This is a genomic window from Rhizobium hidalgonense, from assembly GCF_005862185.2.
Lineage (GTDB): Bacteria > Pseudomonadota > Alphaproteobacteria > Rhizobiales > Rhizobiaceae > Rhizobium > Rhizobium hidalgonense.
In genome coordinates this window covers 1,215,717-1,232,978 of record NZ_CP054028.1, presented here as the reverse complement: position 1 = coordinate 1,232,978, position 17,262 = coordinate 1,215,717, and the positions used below count along the sequence as shown (strand labels likewise).

The window sequence follows — 17,262 nt, the reverse complement described above, 5'->3', positions numbered from 1 at the left end:
GGGGAGGTTTGATATGACCCAATCACCGACACCAACAAGCCTCGGCCTCGGAAGTGCATCGAAGGGCTCGACCGCGGGGGCGAAACTGAAAATCCTCGTCGTTGGCGCGACCGGCTTTCTCGGAGCCAAGATCCTGCGCAATCTGGCGCAAGACGAGAATGCCACCGTTCTCGCCATGTCACGTAAGGGCGCTCCATCCGGCGACGTTGCCGGCGTCGAATGGGTGCGCGGCGACATGATGGACCCGGCATCGCTGGATCGTGCCTTGCAGGGCGTCGACGTCGTCGTCAGCTCGGCCAACAGCTATATGAAGGGCAGCCTCGACACCGACTTCCAGGGCAACAAGAACCTCATTGAGGCAGCGGCCCGGGCAAAGGTGTCCAGATTTGTCTTCCTCAGCATCGTGAGCTCTGAAGCCGCTTCGAAGGTTCCGCATTTCCACGCCAAGAAGGTCGCCGAAGATCTGATCAAGACGTCGGGCGTTCCCTATGTCATTGTTCGCGCACCCTCGTTTCTCGACCAGAGCACGGACTACATTGCTAAGGCCGTCAAGGGTGGCAAGTTCCAGGGCATGGGCGACAAGACCACACGGTGGTCTTATGTGCTAACGGATGATCTTGCCGCCTATCTTGCGAAGGCGGCAACATATCGAGGTAGCGAGATCGTCAACCAGACCATCGATGTCGGCTGGAGCGATGGACCGAAGAACCAGCAGGAACTGGCAGAGATCATCTCCAGCGTCATCAACAGGCGTCTGAAGATCCAGATCATCCCTTGGTGGATTCTTCGCGTGGCGGCGCGGCCGGTCAAGCTGTTCTCCGAGCTCGGCTACGATCTGATCCAGATGTTCCTGTTCTTCAAGACGGGGCTATATGTCTCGAACACGGCCAGGCAGGAGCGCTTCTTCGGACCGGCTCCGACAGCCCGCGACGCGATCACGCGGTGGGCACGCGGCCAGCAGCTCATTTCCTGAGACGCAGGCAGGATCATTCAATAATGGCGCGATGTCGCGCCATTTTCGAGAAAACAAGATGCGATAGCGGGGCCGCCCACTGCTGCGGTGCCTCGCCAGGAGAATATGGCTATGAACCAAACTGCAACGCCCGAGAGAGGCAATTCCAGCGAACAAACGACCAGTGGCCGTGCCTTGCGGCTGCAAGCCTATGGCGGACCGGAAACCCTCACGGTTGATCAGGTGCCCGCTGCCGATCCCGGTCCGGGTGAGGTGTTGGTATCTGTGAAGGCCGCGGCGGTAAACGGCATCGACTGGAAAATTCGTGAAGGCCATCTGCGCGAGCGCTTCAAGTTGACCCTGCCCGCAACGCTCGGCATCGAGATGGCTGGCATCGTGCTTCAAACCGGCCCCGGCGTTACCCACGTCAAGGCCGGAGATCGGGTCATGGCAGCCCTCGGTGGCGTGGGAGCCTACACCGACTTTCTGGTCATCAATGCCGAGAAGCTCGTCTTGACCCCGGATGGACTATCCGACGTCGAGGCTGCCGCAATCCCTGTAGCCGCAATGACGGCTTGGCATGTTATTCAGGCAGCGGACTTCGAGCTGTCTGGACGCCGGGTGCTGATCCAGGGTGCGGCTGGCGGCGTCGGCGGTTTTGCCGTTCAGTTCGCCAAGGCAGCCGGAGCATTCGTCTATGGCACGGCCTCGACCACAAGTCTTCAGCATGTGCGCGATTTGGGCGCTCACGAGGTCATAGATTACCGCACTCAAACCCTAGAGCATCTCACCGGTCAAATCGACTTGGTCGTCGATACGGTTGGCGGCAAGGCCTTGGACCAGCTCTGGCCGCTTTTGTCCCCTGACGGCCTCCTTTTGAGCATCGCCGCTCCGGACGTGGGGTCGCGCGCACCAGAGGGCCGCCGCGGGGTTTTTCTATCAAACAAGCCGGACACCGCTCGCCTGGCCGCGATTGCTCGCCAGATTTCAGCTGGAAGATTGCGATCAGCCGTCGCTGAAGTCGTCGGCTTCGGCGATCTCCGGGTAGCCATCGAGCGCAATCGCACAGGTCACGCTCCCGGCAAGATCGTTGTGGATCTGACCGGTTGATCACCACGTCTGGCTTTCGAGCGGTGGTAATGACGGCGATTTGGGATCCGGTCAGCACAGGCCGAGCCTATAGGGGCGCCACGCCTCTCGCGGGACCAGAACGCTTCGCGCCCCGCGCGGCTGCGGCTTACGGATCAAAGGCTTAGCGAAATAAAGTCAGTGGCCATCGGTTCGATTTCGTTCAAGAGCCAGGGCGTAACCTTACAGTGTACTGGCCCCGTAAATATCCGTACAGTCAGTCACACTAAGCTGCCGAACCAAATCATATTGCTAATGCAGGACCTTGGCTCTCTCTTGACTGCAAGTCCGTCATAAAATGAAGTTGCTGCGATTATAGATATGCACGAAACCCATTTTCGCTAAATTGGCGTTCGAGATGTTGGCCTTTTCGGCCGATGGCACTTCGGTCTCGACCACGAAAGTCGACACGCCACGGTCTGCGCCTTCTTCTAGGCGAGCTTGAATCAAGGCTTTCTGCGCACCCCGGTTTCGAAAGCTCGGCACGGTCGTTCCACCGCCGAGCCACGCAAAGGATCCTGAAGCGAACATTGCTCCTGTTCCCACTGGCATGTCTCCATCCAACGCGTAGAAACAAGACCATCCGTCGCGTCCCACGATTGCTGCCCATAGAGCAGTGAGGCTTTCCGGAAAGCCAAAACCGGCACACATCATGGCGCCGAATACCTCGGCTTCGTCGGGCCGAACTTTTCGTGTTTTCACGGTGCCGGGCGATGGAAGAGAAACCGGGTCCGTGGATCGCCGAAGCTTCGCCCATGCAGGTCCGTAGGCAACCAACCCCTTCGCCTCGATCCACTGTGTCAGGTCGTCCGATGCAGTGTCGGCATTGACCTGTAAGAACCGGTTCCCCGTCCTTCCCCTCATCCAGCTGTAGGCTTTGTCGAGATCTTCACGTGTGGTGAGGCCAAGGATACGGTTGAGGCCGATCGCAGGCGCGCTCGGTAGTGAGATCGTGCATCCGCCATTCATGGAAACGCATGCGAATCGCTCCTCGTCCGCCACTCGGCCGCGGGCGGCCTTGTGCAGATCAATGAAAGCTTTGGCCTCAATGGCGTCCTCCTGCGTAAGGCAGGGCTGATCAGAAGAACAAGAATCCAAGAGAGTACTCCAAAGGCAGACACTTCGCCGAAAGCAGATAACGGAACTGTCGGATTAAAAATAGAACAATTCCATCGGCGAATCCTGCACGTTCGTCTGGGCGAGAAATGCCGTTGACGAGGATTTTGGCCGACTTTGGCGTTGAGTGATTTTAAGCGAGCTAGACGATCTTCCAATACCATCGAAGATCTGCGAAGAGGCCTGGCAACCTTCATCTTGAGCCAGCCTGCGGTGCAACATGTCTCCATACGCTTTGAAAACTGGCCAGTGCGGTATATCGTTCAATTTTTTATGAATTGTGAGAGCAGGGTGTCACACGATCTCGGGTTCCAGACATTGTCGAAACAGACCGCTTTCCAGTTTGGAAATTTCCGTTTTCTGCCAGAAGCTCAATCCCTCCTGTACAAGGGGCAACCCGTCGGCCTCGGTGGGCGAGGTTTCGACATTCTGACCCTGCTCGTGGCGCGGGCGGGCGAGGTTGTCAGCAAAGCCGATCTGTTTGCGCATGTATGGCCAGATTATATCGTCCACGACCATAACCTGAAGGTCAATGTCGGCAACCTTCGACGCTCGCTGGCCGAACTTGATCCTTCGATGGAGTACATCGCAACCATTGCTGGGCGAGGTTACAAGTTCGTCGCCGCCTTGGAAAGCGATGGCCCGGCGCCAGCCCGGCAAGTGGTTGCCAGCACAAGCCATCATATCGCGGCACCCCAGGTTCGGCCGCTCCTCGGCCGCGACGACGCGACCCGGCAGATCTCGGAAAAGCTCGATCAAGCGGGTTACGTCACCATCGTCGGGCCAGGCGGCGCGGGAAAAACCTCTCTTGCGGTCACGGTTGCTGAGCAATCCTGCGGGGCAAACGAAGCCATCGCCTTTGCGGATCTCTCGACGCTGAGCGACCCGCGATTTGTGGTGCCAGCGATCGCGTCCGCCCTCGGCGTGTCGCTGGGGTTTGACGATCCCATCGCAGGCGTGATCGACGTCCTTCGCAGCAACCGGCTGCTTCTCATCATCGACAATTGCGAGCACGTTATCGCGATGGCCGCGACGATCGTTGAGCGGATATCCGCGGACGTTCCTTCGGCGCGGATCATTGCGACCAGCCGCGAGCCGTTACGGACGCGGCACGAGCAGATTCATTTTCTCTCAGGATTGGCTTATCCGCACCAGACGACGACACTGTCCATCAGCGACGCGCTACAGTTTCCGGCAATCCAGCTGTTCATTTCAAAGGCGTACGGTTCAGGCGATACAAAGCCTACTGATGAATATGTCCGCAGTGTTGTTTCGATCTGCTCACGGCTGGACGGCTTGGCACTTGCCATCGAACTGGCCGCCGGTACGGCCAGTGTTCTTGCACCCTCGGCGCTCGATGACCTCTTCAGGGATGGCTTTGATACGATGAACCGGGGAGCAAGGGATGCACCCTTGCGCCACCAATCCTTAGAAGCGACGCTCGACTGGAGCTATCGACTTCTTCCTGACCGTGAGGCGATCTTGCTCGGTCTGCTTTCGGTATTTTCCGGCCGTTTCAACGCCGACGACGTGGAGGCGATGTATTCCGCCGGCGCCTTGGAGCCGATGACCGGGCGGGACGCACTGTCGCAGCTAGTGGCAAAGTCGCTGGTATCAGCGGAATACGACGGCGGGACTGTGCATTACAGACTTGCCGAAAGCACGGGTGCCTATGCCGCGCGGCGTCTGTCAGGTTCCCTCTACAGAGAGAAGGCAAGACGGCATTTTGCCGTTCGAACAAAGGACAAGCTGCAGATCGCCGAACGGGAATGGTCGTCGCAGACGTCTCGCGAATGGCTCGGCAAATATCGGAGGCAGATCGACGACGTTCGCGCGGCCATCGGCTGGGCGTTTGATCCCGCAGGCGATGCGGCTTTGGGTGTCGAACTGGTGGTCGCTGCCTTGCCGCTGTGGCAAGAACTATCGGCGTTTAGGGAAATGCTGGAGGCCATCGACCTTGCCGGGTCAAACAGCGCTGCCCTCATGGGGCTCGCGCCACTGGGCCGAGCCAAGCTCTCCACGGCGCGGGCCTGGGCCATGACACTGGCGCGCCACATGCACCCGCAAACCGATGATGCTTGGCGCGAAAGCATCTTTCATGCGAACGGGTCGCGCGACGCGGAATTTCAAATACGATCGGTGTGCGGACAGGCCGTTTTTCTGGCCTATTCCGGCCGGCCCCGCACGGCATTGCGCAGCATGAACGAGTTTGCGGCAGCAAAGGCTCTGGACTGGACGACGGCGCCCGACGGCAAACGACTTTTAGCGCATATCAAGATCTATGCAGGCGAGTTTAATTCGGCATCGGCCCACCTGGAGGCGCTGATGGATGATTGGGGTCACCTGGAGGAGGGGCATGGCTTGTCCAGGTTCCAGGTCGATTTGCCTGCCGGTATTCGTTTCTCTCAGGCATTTCTGTCTTGGCTGCAGGGTGATTCGGATCGTGCCTCCCGGCTGGCCGGTCAGGCGATCGATCGTGCCGCCGATCTCGATCACATGATCTCCTTGGGCAATGCGATCTCGCTTGCGGCCCTTCCTATCGCTTTCGTGGAGGGTGATCTCGAAACTGCTTCGCGGCTTCAGCACCAACTGGCCGACGTCAGCCGGCGAGAAAGCGTCGGCATTTACGAGGGGACAGCCAAGTTTTTCGCGGGTGCTATCCAGTCCTCTCGAGGTGAGCAGGCAGGCTTTACCCTGATGCAAGACAGTATCAGCGGATTGCTTCGGGGGAACTGGCGTGTTCGCGTGCCCTTCTACCGGAGCCTGTTGGCGGAGGCATATCTTGCCGCAGGCGAACTGCAGCTTGCTGAGGATAGTCTGCGCGCCGTGCTTTCAGAAACTGGCATACGAGAAGAGCGTTGGTGGCATCCGGATCTTTGGCGCGTTGCGGGAATGATTGCAGCCGGAAACAGGCGGCCCGACAAGGCGATGCGCTATTTCCAGACGTCATTGGATTGCGCCCGCGCAATGGGTGCAGGTGCCGCTACCGAACGGACCCAGCTTGCCATCGATGCAACGGACTTTGGTTGACCTTGCTGCATTCATCCTGGGTTCGTGCTCAATCTTTTCGTCGCAAATCGAGGCGCTCCCGCAGTGACACATTTTCCTGCTCAAGCTGAGCGACCTTGTCCAGAAGATGTCGCGAGGCTGCCAAAAACTCGGCTTCGGTGTAACGCGGCACGATATGCTGCGGACAGTTCCAATCGAACGCCTCGAGCTTCAACCTGAAAATGCGTTCAGCCTTGGCTCCATAAGCACCATCGGTGATGGCCTCGGTAAGTACCGGATCGGCGTCAAGGGCCAGCTTCTCGGCACGGGCATAGATCTTCAGGCGGGTGCGCGCGGGGTAGTCGATCAGAAACAGGCATGTCCGATCGTTCTCTGCCAGATTGCCGGTGGTGATATATTGACGATTGCCGCGGTAATCGACGAAGGCGAGGGTGCGATCGTCGAGGACCTTGAGAAAGCCGGCAGGCCCGCCGCGATGCTGAACGTAAGGCCAGCCGGTTTCCGAAACGGAGGCTATGTAGAAGCTGTCGCGCTGTGCGATGAACGCGGTCTCCTGTGCCGTGAACCGGTCGAATTCGCGGTGTCCCTTGAAGTCGGACCAGAAATGATCCGCTCCCATTTCCACTTGCGCCCTGCGAACTGAAGGCGTGATCGCGATATCCATAAAACCGTAACTCATATCGTATCTCCCTAAAGTGTGGTCAGTTCGCAGGGCGTCGGATGCACAAGGTGCTAGATTGCGCGGCCTGTTGCGCGCGGGCATAGCTCTCGGCCACGGCGGCATAGTTTGGTGCGGCAAGTCCGTAGAGCTTGCCAAGCTCGGCAGCCTCGGGACGCGCCCAGGTGCGGTGAAGCTCAGACAGCAATGCATTGGTCGATGTCGGCTTGACGCCGCCCTGCACGAAGCGGGCGAGTGAAATCCGCGAGGCCATTTCGCTCGGATCCCCCGAGGCATCGAGCACCGCATAGACGTCGTAGCCGGCAGCGCGGGCGTCGAGTGCCGGAAACATCACGCAGACACTGGTCCAGACGCCTGCCATGATGAGAGTTTTGCGGCCGGTTGCGCGAACCGTTGCGACGAAATCGTCATTGTCCCACGCGTTTACTTCCCCCTTGCGTGGCACATAGACGGCGTGTGGAGCCAATTCATGGATTTCTGGCATCAGCGGACCATTGGTGCCGGCAGGTTCCGAAGCGGTGGTGATCACCGGGATGTTCAAGAGAGTGGCGAGCCTGGCGATCATCTCCACATTCCGGCGCAGATCAGACACGGATATGTCCTTGACCGTCTGGAACAATCCCGACTGATGATCGAGAAGCAGGATCAGCGGGTCGGAGGGGTCGATGAGGGCTGCGCCGCCACCGGTCGGAAGGACGCTCGGCTTGGATTTGCTGTTGTACATGGTCATTATCCTCTTTTGGGTTTCAGTTAGCGGGTCAGGTTTCGGGCGAGGAAGTCGCGCATGACAGGGATCATTTCGTCCGCCTTGTCCTCAAGGGCGAAATGTCCGGTATCGAAAAAATGAAGCTCGGCTTCGGGCAGGTCGCGGAGGAAGGCGCGTGCGCCTTCCGGCAGGAAAATGGGATCATTTTCGCCCCACAGGATCAGGGCCGGCGGCCTATGCGCGCGGAAATAGGCGTGGAAGTCGGGGTAGAGCGCGACATTGGTCCTATAGTCGTAGATGATGCCCAGCTGGATGTCCGTGCTGCCCGGGCGGTCGAGGAAGAGCTGATCGTATAACCATGCTGCCGGATCGATCCGCGTCTCATCTTTTGTGCCGGCGAGATATTGGAAACGTGTCCCGTCAAGCGATAGAAAAGGCCGCAGCGCGTCGCGGTTTACCGGGCCGTTGTCGGCCCAATAGGCCGTCACCCATGCCGTCTTCATAGGCATTGCCGTTCTGGACGATCAGGGCGGTCACCCGATCCGGATGCGCGACCGCCAGACGAAACCCGGTTGGCGCGCCATAATCCATGACATAGAGCGCGTAGCGTTCGGCGCCCAGCTGTTCGAGGAGACCGGCGATGACATCCGAGAAAGTGGCAAAGCTGTATTCGAATTCGCTGGAAGACGGCATTGCCGACAGACCGAACCCCGGAAGGTCGGGCGCGATCACATGATAGTGGTCGGCAAGCGCTGGGATGAGGTTGCGGTACATGTGCGAAGAGCTTGGAAAACCGTGCAGCAACACCACGACATGGGCGCCTTTCTCTCCAGCCTCGCGGTAGAATATTTCCACGCCTTCAACGCTGGTGGTTCGGTGATGGGTGACGGGCCGGGTCACCGTCCGGCACCTTCGGTCGGCGTTGCGGCCGAGGCGGCGGCTGCGATGAACGCCGCGACGTCCTGCGGGTGCGACAGCATCGCTGCGTGACTGCTGTCGATCCGGTGATCGCAGCACTCGCACGCTTGGCCATCCGGCGCTGCGCGCTGGGCGGCACCATCCTGTCGGCAGATGCGACGAGATAGAAGCTGGGTTTGGTCTCCCAGGCTGCATGGGTGAGGGGTGCTATGACCGCTGCAAGGCCCCAGGGCAGTTGCGCCGCCGCCATGAAGCGCGTGGTCGCAAGGTCGACATCAGCGGCAAATGCTTCCGGAAAGCGGGCCGGGTCGACAACGAGGTAGCCGTCCTGCGGCGGCAGCAACGGTGCCTTCGTTTCGCCGGGCTCTTCAGGAGCTTCGTTCAGGGCCGCGACGGATTCGCCGGCATCCGGCACAAAAGCCGCGATGTAGGCCAAAGCCTGGACTTTTGGGTTGACGCCAGCCTCGGTGATGACGGCTCCACCGTAGCTGTGGCCCACCAGGAGAACCGGGTGGCGAGCCGCGGCAATCAGGCTCTCGGTCACGGCAACGTCGCCTTCAAGCGAGGTCGTCGGGTGTTGAGCGACGAGAACTTCAAAGCCGCGGTCGACAAGTTCGCCATGGACCTGTTGCCATCCGGAGCCATCGACAAATGCGCCGTGCACGAGGACGATCGAGAGGGACGGGGCACCAGCTGTCTGGGTGCCCGAAACGGGATTGGTCATGATCTTTTCCTTTGACGGGGGAGTTGCGGGGCCGCTGGCCCCGCAGAACGGATTGGCTATCGATCAGTTGCAAACCTTGCGGTCGAGGAAATCCCGGATGAGCGGCGCCATCACATCGAGCTTGTCTTCGAGGGCAAAATGGCCGCTATCGAGAATGTGCATCTCGGCATTCGGGAGATCGCGAAGATAGGGGTGCGCGCCAGGTTCCGGAAAGATCTTGTCGTTCTTGCCCCAGACGATCAGCGTTGGCGGTTGGTTGTCGCGGAAGAAGGCCTGGAATTGCGGGTAAAGCGGTACATTGCTGCCGTAGTCGCCCAGGAGATCGAGCTGGATGTCCTTGTTGCCCGGCCGATCGAGCAAGGCCTGATCGACGACCCAGTTGTCGGGGCTGATATGTGAGACATCGCCCATTCCGTCGGTATACTGGAATTTCGTGGTTTCGAGGGTGACCAGACCGGCGAGCGCTTCCCGGCGTTCCGGCGTCTTCTCGGCCCAATAGGCCTTGATCGGATCCCAGAACGCGGCGAGGCCTTCGGTATAGGCGTTGCCATTCTGCACGATCAGGGTTTCAACCCGCTCGGGATGTTTGAGCGCGAGCCGGTATCCGATCGGTGCGCCGTAATCCATCACATACATGCTGTAGCGATCGGCGCCGACCTTTTCGGTCAGTTTTTCGACGATGTTGGTCAGGTTCTCGAATGTGTAGGAAAACTGGGTGTGGTCGGGGGCGTCACTCTGGCCATAGCCGGGATAGTCAGGCGCGATCACGCGGTAGCGGTCCGCAAGCAGTGGAATGAGGTTGCGGAACATATGGGACGAGGTCGGGAATCCGTGCAGAAGCAGTAGCACCGGTGCGTCCTTGGGGCCGGCTTCACGATAAAAGACTTTTACGCCATCGATCGTCGTGTTTTTGTACTGAATGACGGGAACGGCTTTCGCGGCGATGACTGCGGTGTTCGGCACGCAGCGGGCTTCAGCTGCAACGGGAGAGATGGCCATGAGAAGTGCGACAGTGGCGAGCAGATGCTTTTTCATGATGCTTTCCTTTTTCCAAATTGGGTGCCGATCCACATCAGCGCCTCTGGAAAAAGGACTAGCATCGCCGGTCTTCGGTCCTGGGATAAATAAGGGTAAAAAGTTGAACAGTTGGCCGTCGAAGGACTCACAATGAGCAGCGTGAATGGCTCGATCCAAACGAAAGCCGATCCATTGAAGCAGTCTCATGGGAAGCTCTCCACGTCTGCGGTTCTTTGAACGACCGATAGCTATGACGACCGGGCACTGTTTGCATTCCTCTACAACACTGGCGCACGGGTGTCCGAAGTCATAGATCTTCGTGTCGGTAGCGTCATTCTGGAGACAGCGCCGGTGGTCCACCTGCATGGGAAGGGGCGGAAGCGCCGGAGCGTGCCGCTCTGGAGTGAAACCGCACGAACGTTGAAGCGATGGATGCAGGATCTTCATGATCGCGGGGCGGATGCCTACCTCTTTCCCAACAGTTCAGGTGGGCGCCTATCGCGTTCCAGCGTAAGGCAACGCCTCGACCTCGCCGTCGATGCTGCCGGTAGAAACGTTCCATCGATCAGGGCAAAGGCGATATCGCCGCACACATTCCGGCACATCACGGCGATGCATCTACTGCAGTCCGGCGTCGATCTGACCGTGATCGCGCTTTGGCTCGGACACGAAGATATCAGCACGACGCACGTCTACATGGAGGCTGACCTTGTGATGAAGGAAGATGCCCTCAGTCGGCTTCAGCCCGTCAACGCGACAGGTGTTCGCTACCGGCCGCCCGACAAGCTGATGGCATTCCTTCAGGCGCTGTAGTCCCCTCGCTCCCGGCGTGGCGTCCGGGAGCGCACCAGATTGGGCGGCTCAAGCGCAGCACTTCGACGACGTGCTCGCCGGCCCACAGCAGGATGATTTGCCCTGCTCCTGCGCCAACCAGCGATCCCGCGGCTTGCAGCTTGCTGGTCGAGCGGCAAGGGAGACCTCGAAGGTGCCGGCGACGAGCCGCGGTGCAGACGCGCAGTAGAGGGCCATCGGCCGCTCTCCCTCACTGACCTCGAACGTGAGTTTTGCCGTCGGCTCAAGCTGCACATGGTCGGAGACTTTGCGGATGATCGCCGCGAACTTGCCGGCCGGCATGTGTGTGCGGCCATCCTCGTCGATATCCCAGAGCTGCACGAAGATCTCTGCCCAGGCTTCCGGGTTGGCACCGCAATCGAGCGCCGAAAACTGCCCAGCCTTCACCTCGGTGACGTGGTATCCAGGCCGGACGGGGTTGCCGTCATAGCTGAACACCAGCGGGGCATCGGGCGCCACCGCGAGCACATCGAGGAGGTGGCCGAGACTGATGTCGGTCGAAACGGTCTTGTCGATCGCGTTCATATGCGTTATCCCTCTATCCAATAGTTCAAGGATTATTGAAGTATGGATGAACGTCAAGCCCTTTCCTCGTTCGCGGCGCTCTCTCAGGAGACGCGCCTTGCCATCGTCCGGGCACTAGTCGTCGCCGGACCGGACGGCTTGGCGGCAGGTGTCATCGCCGAGCGGATGGGCGTCTCCGCCACGAATGTCTCCTTCCATCTGAAGGAATTGGAGCGGTCGGGATTGATCTCGCAGCGAAGGGAATCCCGCTCGATCATCTACAACGCCAGCTACGACGCGCTTGCCGATCTCGTCAAATTCCTGATGGAAGACTGCTGCGCCGGCCATCCGACGATCAGGCAGAACGTCCGAGCATGCCGACGACTGCTGCAGCCCGGTGGGCAAGGATGACGTCGTTGCATAGTTCGAAAATCCCGGCTGGGCTCGTCTCGGCCCTCGGCCTGACACAGATCATCGGTTACGGCACGCTCTATTACAGCTTCAGCATCCTGGCCCCCGGCATGGCGGCGGATCTCGGCTTGTCGCTGGCAGAGGTGTTCGGAGTATTCTCCGTGTCCCTGTTCATCGGTGGACTGTCGGCCACCTATATCGGCAGGCAGATGGACCGGATTGGCGCCGCGACGATCATGACAGCGGGCTCGGCCCTCGCAGCGCTGACGCTCGCCCTTTGCGCCTGGTCGCCCTCGGTCGCGGTGTTCGCCATCGCCATCATCTTGCTCGAAGTGTCGTCCGGCATGGTCCAGTATCAGGCGGCGTTCGCAGCGCTGGTCGAGAGCGACCCTCGCACAGCCTCCCGCAGCATCACCTATCTGACACTGATCGGCGGCTTTGCCTCGTCGATCTTCTGGCCGATCTCGGCAACGCTCACCGGCTATCTGTCCTGGCGCGAAATCTATCTCGTCTTTGCGGCGCTGAACCTGTTCCTCTGCATGCCGCTGCACTTCTGGATCCGAAGCCTCGGAAAGAAGGCAGGCGAAGCATCCATCCGGCCGCGCGAGACGGTCATCGGCGCGATCCCGCCGCACGCCCGGCGCCGCGCGATGGTGATCGTCTCCTTTGCCTTCGCGCTCCTCGGCTTCACGCTCGCCGCGATCCTTGCCCATATGGTGCCGATGCTCGGCTCGATCGGGCTGGGCGCTGCAGCCGTTGTGATCGGTTCGTTGTTCGGCCCGGCGCAAGTTCTGAGCCGTCTGATCAACATGGTTTTTGGGAAGAACCTGTCGCCGCCTGGGCTTGCGGTCCTATCGGCCGTGCTCATCGTCTTCGGCGTCCTGATCCTGCTGATGACAGGCAACTGGCTGCCGGGTGCGGTCGCCTTCGCCATTTGCCTCGGGCTCGGTTCCGGCATCAACAGCATCGCCCAGGGAAGCCTGCCGCTCCATCTGTTCGGATCGGACGGATATGGAGCGATCACCGGCAAGATGGCCGCCGCCCGTCTGGCGGTCGGCGCCGGCGCGCCCTTCGTGTTCGCGGCCACCATGGAGAATATCGGGCTGAGCTTCGCTCTCATCGCAAACGCCTGCCTCGGAGCGGTCAGTATTGCGGCATTTGTCGCGGTGGCCGCATCCTGCCGGCAACCTGCCGCCGCGACGGCCTGATCCGTCAGATCGACTTGAGCGAAACCCGCTTCTCCAGCTCGGCCGCCTCTTCCTTCCGCTCGCTATAGCGGTCGGTGAGGTAGGACGAGGCATCGCGGGTGAGGATCGTGAACTTCACCAGTTCCTCGCAGACATCGACGACGCGGTCATAGTAGGACGACGGCTTCATCCGGCCATCGGTGTCGAATTCCTGAAACGCCTTCGCAACGCTGCTCTGGTTGGGAATGGTGATCATCCGCATCCAGCGGCCGAGGATGCGCAGCTGGTTCACAGCGTTGAAGGACTGACTGCCGCCGGACACTTCCATCACCGCAAGCGTCTTGCCCTGGGTCGGGCGGACGGAGCCGAGCGACAGCGGGATCCAGTCGATTTGCAACTTCATGATCCCGGTCATGGCACCGTGGCGCTCCGGGCTGATCCAGACCTGGCCTTCCGACCATTGAGACAGCTCACGGAGTTCCTGCACCTTGGGATGGCTGACGGGTGCCTCGTCCGGGAGCGGTAATCCGGCCGGATCGAATATCCGCACCTCGCATCCGAGGCGTTCGAGCAGCCGACGGACTTCGAAGGCAAGGAGACGGCTATAAGACACTTCCCGAAGCGATCCATAGAGGATCAGGATTCTGGGCTTGTGCGTCGAGAATGCTGGCCGCAGCGATTCTGGCGCAATCGGCTGAAGATGGTCGTCGTGCAGTGCGGGGAATGTCTCAGACAATGGGCTTTCCTTCCTGGTCGATGACCTGTTCACCATCCTCCTTGGTGAAAGATCCTTTGAAGGCATCGGCCGGCAGGATGTCGAGCACGACCTCCGAGGGGCGAGCAAGCCTAGTGCCCAGCGACGTGACGACGAGTGGTCGGTTGATCAAGATCGGGGTGGCGATCATCGCGTTCAGCAACTGATCATCGGTGAGGTCCAGATTGTCGAGGCCCAGTTCCGCATAGGGCGTGCCCTTCTCACGGATCGCCTCGCGGACCGTCAGGCCGGCATCTGCGATCATCTTCGAGAGCTGCTCGCGCGATGGCGGGTTCTGCAGGTACTCGATGACGGTGGGTTCGATCCCAGCGGCGCGGATCAGCGCCAACGTATTGCGAGACGTGCCGCAGGCGGGATTGTGATAGATGGTGGCGTCCATGGTCAGGGCCTTTCGATGATGCTGTTGCGGGAAACGGCGGGCGATGCCTCGTACCAACCCTTCGAGCGGTTCACGATCCAGACGACCGAAAGCATTACGGGCACCTCGATCAGCACACCGACCACGGTGGCGAGCGCCGCGCCCGACTGAAACCCGAACAGGCTGATGGCGGCGGCAACCGCGAGCTCGAAGAAGTTGCTGGCGCCGATGAGGGCGGACGGCCCCGCGACGCAATGGCGCTCGCCTGCCATGCGGTTCAAGAGATAGGCCAACCCGGAGTTTAGATAGACCTGGATCAGGATCGGCACGGCCAGCAACGCTATGATGGCCGGCTGGGCGATGATCTGCTCGCCCTGGAAGGCGAAGAGAAGCACGAGCGTCGCGAGCAGCGCGACGAGCGATACCGGCTGCAGCTTCGCAAGCAAGCGATCGAGCGCGCCTGTTGTGCCATCGGCCGCCAAGTAGCTCCGCAGCACCTGGGCGATGATCACGGGATACACGATGTAGAGCGCGACCGACAGGGCAAGCGTCGCCCACGGCACGGTGATGGCCGAGAGACCGAGCAGGAGGCCGACGATCGGTGCGAATGCAACCACCATGATCGCGTCGTTCAAGGCGACCTGCGACAGGGTGAACAGCGGCTCGCCTCGCGTCAGGTTCGACCAGACAAAGACCATGGCCGTGCAGGGTGCTGCGGCAAGGATGATCAGCCCTGCGATATAAGAGTCGATCTGATCCGCGGGCAGATATGGCCGGAAGAGCCAGCCGACGAACAGCCATCCCAGCAATGCCATGGAAAACGGTTTGATCGCCCAGTTGATGATCAGGGTGACGCCGATCCCGCGCCAGTAGGAGCCGACCTGCGCCAACGACCGGAAATCGATCTTCAGCAGCATCGGGATGATCATCAGCCAAATAAGGATCGCGACCGGGATGTTGACCTTGGCGATCTCGGCGCCCCCGATGATCTGGAAGACGCCGGGCATCATGTGACCGAGCGCAACGCCGACTGCGATGCAGAGGAAGACCCAAACGGTCAGGTATCGTTCAAATGTTGACATCTTACTCGGCCTTTGGGGATTTGACCGATGCGCCTTCGAGTGAACCGATCTGTCGAACGTGCTGTTCGAGGGCCAGGTGGTCGATCGAGGCTAAGGGCAGGTTGATGAAGGCGGTGATCCGGTTCTTCAGAAACCGTGCAGCTTGGGCGAAAGCACGCTGAATCTCAACTTCAGTTCCGACGACGGCCGCGGGATCCTCGACGCCCCAATGGGCGGTCATCGGATGGCCAATCCATACAGGGCAGGCTTCTCCGGCTGCGCTGTCGCAGACGGTGAAGATGAAATCCATATCTGGGCTACCTGCCTCGGCGAACACGTCCCAACTCTTCGATGAGAAACCCGTCGATGGATAGCCGAGCGCATCCAGTTCCTTGAGCGCGTGCGGATTGACTTCGCCCTTCGGCTGGCTGCCGGCGGAATAGGCCTTGAACCGGCCGCCGCCCTCTTTGTTGAGGATGGACTCGGCGAGAATAGAGCGAGCGGAATTGCCCGTGCAGAGGAACAGCACGTTATAGGTCTTGTCAGTCATGGTCGTGGTCCGTTGTTAGGTCGGAGGCCTGTTGAGCTTCATGATGGTCGCCGAAGAGGGGCAAATGGAGGATAGTTGGCGGGTCGCAAGCACCGCGGCCGGCACTTCGGCTCGCGGCACCTCTGAAAACCCGATGATCGAGAAAAACGGCGCGGCGCTCGTCGTAGCGAGGAAGACATCGCCACCGACGCCTCGCAGCGCTGCCTCGACGATTGCCCGGCCGAACCCATGGCCCCGATGTTCCGGGAGCACGACAACAGAACGCAGCAGGTAATCGCCGGCGCATCGTTCGAGGCCGGCATATCCGATCGTTTGGCCGTCGCTGAAGACGGCTTCGAGGAAGGCGCGGCCTTCGTCTTCAATGTCATCGGTCGGGAGATCCGCCGCACGGAGCGCTTCGCGGAGACGAGCGTCGCTACCGGCCACTTCGTGCAATGCGATCGCGCTCAACATGGCTTCGCCGCCGGCGCGCAGCATGGCGTCAGTTCTGCGATCAGGGGAGCGCAAAGCTCCGTCGATCCGCCGCAGCAGTCCTTCAGCAGGAATAGTGTCAGGTCGCGCAGGCCGTCTAGGTCGGCCCGGTAGATGATTGATCGGCTCTGGCGTTCGCTCTTCACCAACCCTGCACGGGACAGCGTCGCAAGATGCGCCGACATCGTGTTCTGCGGGACATCGAGGAGCCGGGCGAGCTCGCCTGCCGGAATTCCATCCGGTTCGTGCCGTACGAGCAACCGAAACGTCTCGAGGCGGGTGTTTTGTGCCAAGGCCGCAAGGGCCGCTATTGCGTTGTTGCTTTCCATATATCCAGAATAATGGATATCTTGGAGAAGTCAACCGCCTCTGACCGGCTGCGGATTATGTGCACCTGAAAGTCGAGGATGCCCTGCAAAGCAGGGCGATCGAACCTGGGGTGACCATAAGTCACCACGGCTCATATTCATGTTTATGCTCACCTCCACATAAGCATGAGTTCTTCCCCTGGCCGGCTCACTGAGCCGGCAGTTGCCGTTCCGAGTGCCGCTGGCGACCTGTCGGCGGCAAGGGAAGCTTCGCCGCGGGCGGTGCAATTTTGCACCTTGTTTCCCGCGCCCTTGCCCCCTCTGCTCTTCGCGGCGGCCGGAAGATGTCCCGCGGTTGCCGGCGCGACGCCATCTTCCAATCCTGCGCGCTTCGCCCCGGATCGGCCGGGTTCACAGATAAAGTTCATTTAGCGCAAAGCCGGTCGTGCTTGCCGTTGATCAACCCCAGGTGATGAGTGCTTTAGGGAAGGGAGGTCAGTAGCCGAGAAGCCGGATGTTACTGAAGCGTTGACACA

The 17,262-nt window shown here is 60.3% G+C and carries 16 protein-coding genes and 3 pseudogenes; 6 read left to right on the top strand and 13 right to left on the bottom strand.

Features of this window, described 5'->3' with window-relative positions; translation table 11 throughout:
• Positions 1–13: 13 nt before the first annotated feature.
• Positions 14–973, top strand: a complete 960-nt coding sequence (locus FFM81_RS27145) for an SDR family oxidoreductase (RefSeq protein ID WP_138385598.1) — start codon at positions 14–16, stop codon at positions 971–973.
• Between the two features lie 111 nt (positions 974–1,084).
• The gene (locus FFM81_RS27140) at positions 1,085–2,062 is read left to right on the top strand and encodes an NADP-dependent oxidoreductase (protein ID WP_138385599.1); all 978 of its coding nucleotides are present in this window, start codon (positions 1,085–1,087) and stop codon (positions 2,060–2,062) included.
• Positions 2,063–2,371: 309 nt separating this feature from the next.
• On the opposite strand, the gene FFM81_RS27135 is transcribed toward FFM81_RS27140, so the two are convergent.
• A complete protein-coding gene (locus FFM81_RS27135; RefSeq protein ID WP_138385600.1) occupies positions 2,372–3,178 on the bottom strand; it encodes a GNAT family N-acetyltransferase in 807 nt (268 codons plus the stop codon).
• Between the two features lie 291 nt (positions 3,179–3,469).
• Between FFM81_RS27135 and FFM81_RS27130 the strand changes: the two genes are divergently transcribed.
• Positions 3,470–6,226 carry an ATP-binding protein gene (locus FFM81_RS27130; protein WP_173883886.1) on the top strand — a complete coding sequence of 919 codons (2,757 nt, stop codon included), beginning with the start codon at positions 3,470–3,472 and terminating at the stop codon, positions 6,224–6,226.
• A gap of 28 nt (positions 6,227–6,254) precedes the next feature.
• Here FFM81_RS27130 and FFM81_RS27125 read toward each other — a convergent pair whose 3' ends face one another.
• From FFM81_RS27125 to FFM81_RS27105, 5 genes and pseudogenes are all read right to left on the bottom strand, one after another.
• Positions 6,255–6,884 carry a pyridoxamine 5'-phosphate oxidase family protein gene (locus tag FFM81_RS27125; RefSeq protein ID WP_138385601.1) on the bottom strand — a complete coding sequence of 210 codons (630 nt, stop codon included), beginning with the start codon at positions 6,882–6,884 and terminating at the stop codon, positions 6,255–6,257.
• Between the two features lie 22 nt (positions 6,885–6,906).
• On the bottom strand, positions 6,907–7,608 hold the full coding sequence (locus FFM81_RS27120; protein ID WP_138385602.1) for an isochorismatase family protein: 702 nt from the start codon (positions 7,606–7,608) through the stop codon (positions 6,907–6,909).
• Positions 7,609–7,634: 26 nt separating this feature from the next.
• Positions 7,635–8,490 (bottom strand): annotated as a pseudogene (locus tag FFM81_RS27115) (alpha/beta fold hydrolase).
• Positions 8,487–9,232, bottom strand: a pseudogene (locus FFM81_RS27110) (alpha/beta fold hydrolase). The pseudogenes FFM81_RS27115 and FFM81_RS27110 overlap by 4 nt, the downstream one beginning before the upstream one ends.
• 63 nt (positions 9,233–9,295) lie before the next feature.
• Positions 9,296–10,267, bottom strand: coding sequence for an alpha/beta fold hydrolase (locus FFM81_RS27105; RefSeq protein WP_138385603.1), 972 nt, complete (start codon positions 10,265–10,267; stop codon positions 9,296–9,298).
• A gap of 237 nt (positions 10,268–10,504) precedes the next feature.
• On the opposite strand from FFM81_RS27105, the pseudogene FFM81_RS27100 reads away from it, so the two are divergent.
• Positions 10,505–11,062 (top strand): annotated as a pseudogene (locus tag FFM81_RS27100) (tyrosine-type recombinase/integrase); the annotation flags it as partial.
• Positions 11,063–11,110: 48 nt separating this feature from the next.
• Here FFM81_RS27100 and FFM81_RS27095 read toward each other — a convergent pair.
• A complete protein-coding gene (locus FFM81_RS27095; RefSeq protein WP_138385605.1) occupies positions 11,111–11,626 on the bottom strand; it encodes a DUF6428 family protein in 516 nt (171 codons plus the stop codon).
• 42 nt (positions 11,627–11,668) lie between these two features.
• Here FFM81_RS27095 and FFM81_RS27090 point away from each other — a divergent pair, with 42 nt between their 5' ends.
• Both FFM81_RS27090 and arsK read left to right on the top strand, forming a co-directional pair.
• Positions 11,669–12,016 carry an ArsR/SmtB family transcription factor gene (locus FFM81_RS27090; protein WP_138385606.1) on the top strand — a complete coding sequence of 116 codons (348 nt, stop codon included), beginning with the start codon at positions 11,669–11,671 and terminating at the stop codon, positions 12,014–12,016.
• A complete protein-coding gene (gene arsK, locus FFM81_RS27085) occupies positions 12,013–13,224 on the top strand; it encodes an arsenite efflux MFS transporter ArsK (RefSeq protein ID WP_138385607.1) in 1,212 nt (403 codons plus the stop codon). The genes FFM81_RS27090 and arsK overlap by 4 nt, the downstream gene beginning before the upstream one ends.
• Positions 13,225–13,228: 4 nt before the next feature.
• Here arsK and arsH read toward each other — a convergent pair whose 3' ends face one another.
• The 6 genes from arsH to FFM81_RS27055 are packed head-to-tail and all read right to left on the bottom strand — an operon-like array spanning position 13,229 to position 16,747.
• Entirely contained in the window at positions 13,229–13,975 is a 747-nt protein-coding gene (gene arsH / locus FFM81_RS27080) for an arsenical resistance protein ArsH (RefSeq protein ID WP_173883863.1), read from the bottom strand.
• A complete protein-coding gene (arsC, locus tag FFM81_RS27075) occupies positions 13,932–14,357 on the bottom strand; it encodes an arsenate reductase (glutaredoxin) (RefSeq protein ID WP_138385608.1) in 426 nt (141 codons plus the stop codon). The genes arsH and arsC overlap by 44 nt, the downstream gene beginning before the upstream one ends.
• A gap of 2 nt (positions 14,358–14,359) precedes the next feature.
• Positions 14,360–15,418 (bottom strand): ACR3 family arsenite efflux transporter, encoded by a 1,059-nt coding sequence (gene arsB, locus FFM81_RS27070; protein ID WP_138385609.1) that lies wholly within the window; start codon positions 15,416–15,418, stop codon positions 14,360–14,362.
• A 1-nt stretch (position 15,419) separates the two neighbouring features.
• Positions 15,420–15,947, bottom strand: coding sequence for an arsenate reductase ArsC (locus tag FFM81_RS27065; RefSeq protein WP_138385610.1), 528 nt, complete (start codon positions 15,945–15,947; stop codon positions 15,420–15,422).
• Between the two features lie 15 nt (positions 15,948–15,962).
• Entirely contained in the window at positions 15,963–16,400 is a 438-nt protein-coding gene (gene arsN2, locus FFM81_RS27060; RefSeq protein WP_138385611.1) for an arsenic resistance N-acetyltransferase ArsN2, read from the bottom strand.
• A complete protein-coding gene (locus FFM81_RS27055; RefSeq protein ID WP_138385612.1) occupies positions 16,394–16,747 on the bottom strand; it encodes an ArsR/SmtB family transcription factor in 354 nt (117 codons plus the stop codon). Before FFM81_RS27055 ends, arsN2 begins: the two co-directional genes overlap by 7 nt.
• Positions 16,748–17,262: the final 515 nt, after the last annotated feature.

Coding starts and splice junctions, on each gene's coding strand:
- FFM81_RS27055 (WP_138385612.1), bottom strand. CDS start 16,747: ATGGAAAGCAACAACGCAATAGCGGCCCTTGCGGCCTTGGCACAAAAC.
- FFM81_RS27105 (WP_138385603.1), bottom strand. CDS start 10,267: ATGAAAAAGCATCTGCTCGCCACTGTCGCACTTCTCATGGCCATCTCT.
- FFM81_RS27130 (WP_173883886.1), top strand. CDS start 3,470: ATGAATTGTGAGAGCAGGGTGTCACACGATCTCGGGTTCCAGACATTG.
- FFM81_RS27145 (WP_138385598.1), top strand. CDS start 14: ATGACCCAATCACCGACACCAACAAGCCTCGGCCTCGGAAGTGCATCG.
- arsH (WP_173883863.1), bottom strand. CDS start 13,975: ATGGTGAACAGGTCATCGACCAGGAAGGAAAGCCCATTGTCTGAGACA.
- arsB (WP_138385609.1), bottom strand. CDS start 15,418: ATGTCAACATTTGAACGATACCTGACCGTTTGGGTCTTCCTCTGCATC.
- arsK (WP_138385607.1), top strand. CDS start 12,013: ATGACGTCGTTGCATAGTTCGAAAATCCCGGCTGGGCTCGTCTCGGCC.
- FFM81_RS27065 (WP_138385610.1), bottom strand. CDS start 15,947: ATGACTGACAAGACCTATAACGTGCTGTTCCTCTGCACGGGCAATTCC.
- arsN2 (WP_138385611.1), bottom strand. CDS start 16,400: ATGTTGAGCGCGATCGCATTGCACGAAGTGGCCGGTAGCGACGCTCGT.
- FFM81_RS27140 (WP_138385599.1), top strand. CDS start 1,085: ATGAACCAAACTGCAACGCCCGAGAGAGGCAATTCCAGCGAACAAACG.
- arsC (WP_138385608.1), bottom strand. CDS start 14,357: ATGGACGCCACCATCTATCACAATCCCGCCTGCGGCACGTCTCGCAAT.
- FFM81_RS27125 (WP_138385601.1), bottom strand. CDS start 6,884: ATGAGTTACGGTTTTATGGATATCGCGATCACGCCTTCAGTTCGCAGG.
- FFM81_RS27090 (WP_138385606.1), top strand. CDS start 11,669: ATGGATGAACGTCAAGCCCTTTCCTCGTTCGCGGCGCTCTCTCAGGAG.
- FFM81_RS27120 (WP_138385602.1), bottom strand. CDS start 7,608: ATGTACAACAGCAAATCCAAGCCGAGCGTCCTTCCGACCGGTGGCGGC.
- FFM81_RS27095 (WP_138385605.1), bottom strand. CDS start 11,626: ATGAACGCGATCGACAAGACCGTTTCGACCGACATCAGTCTCGGCCAC.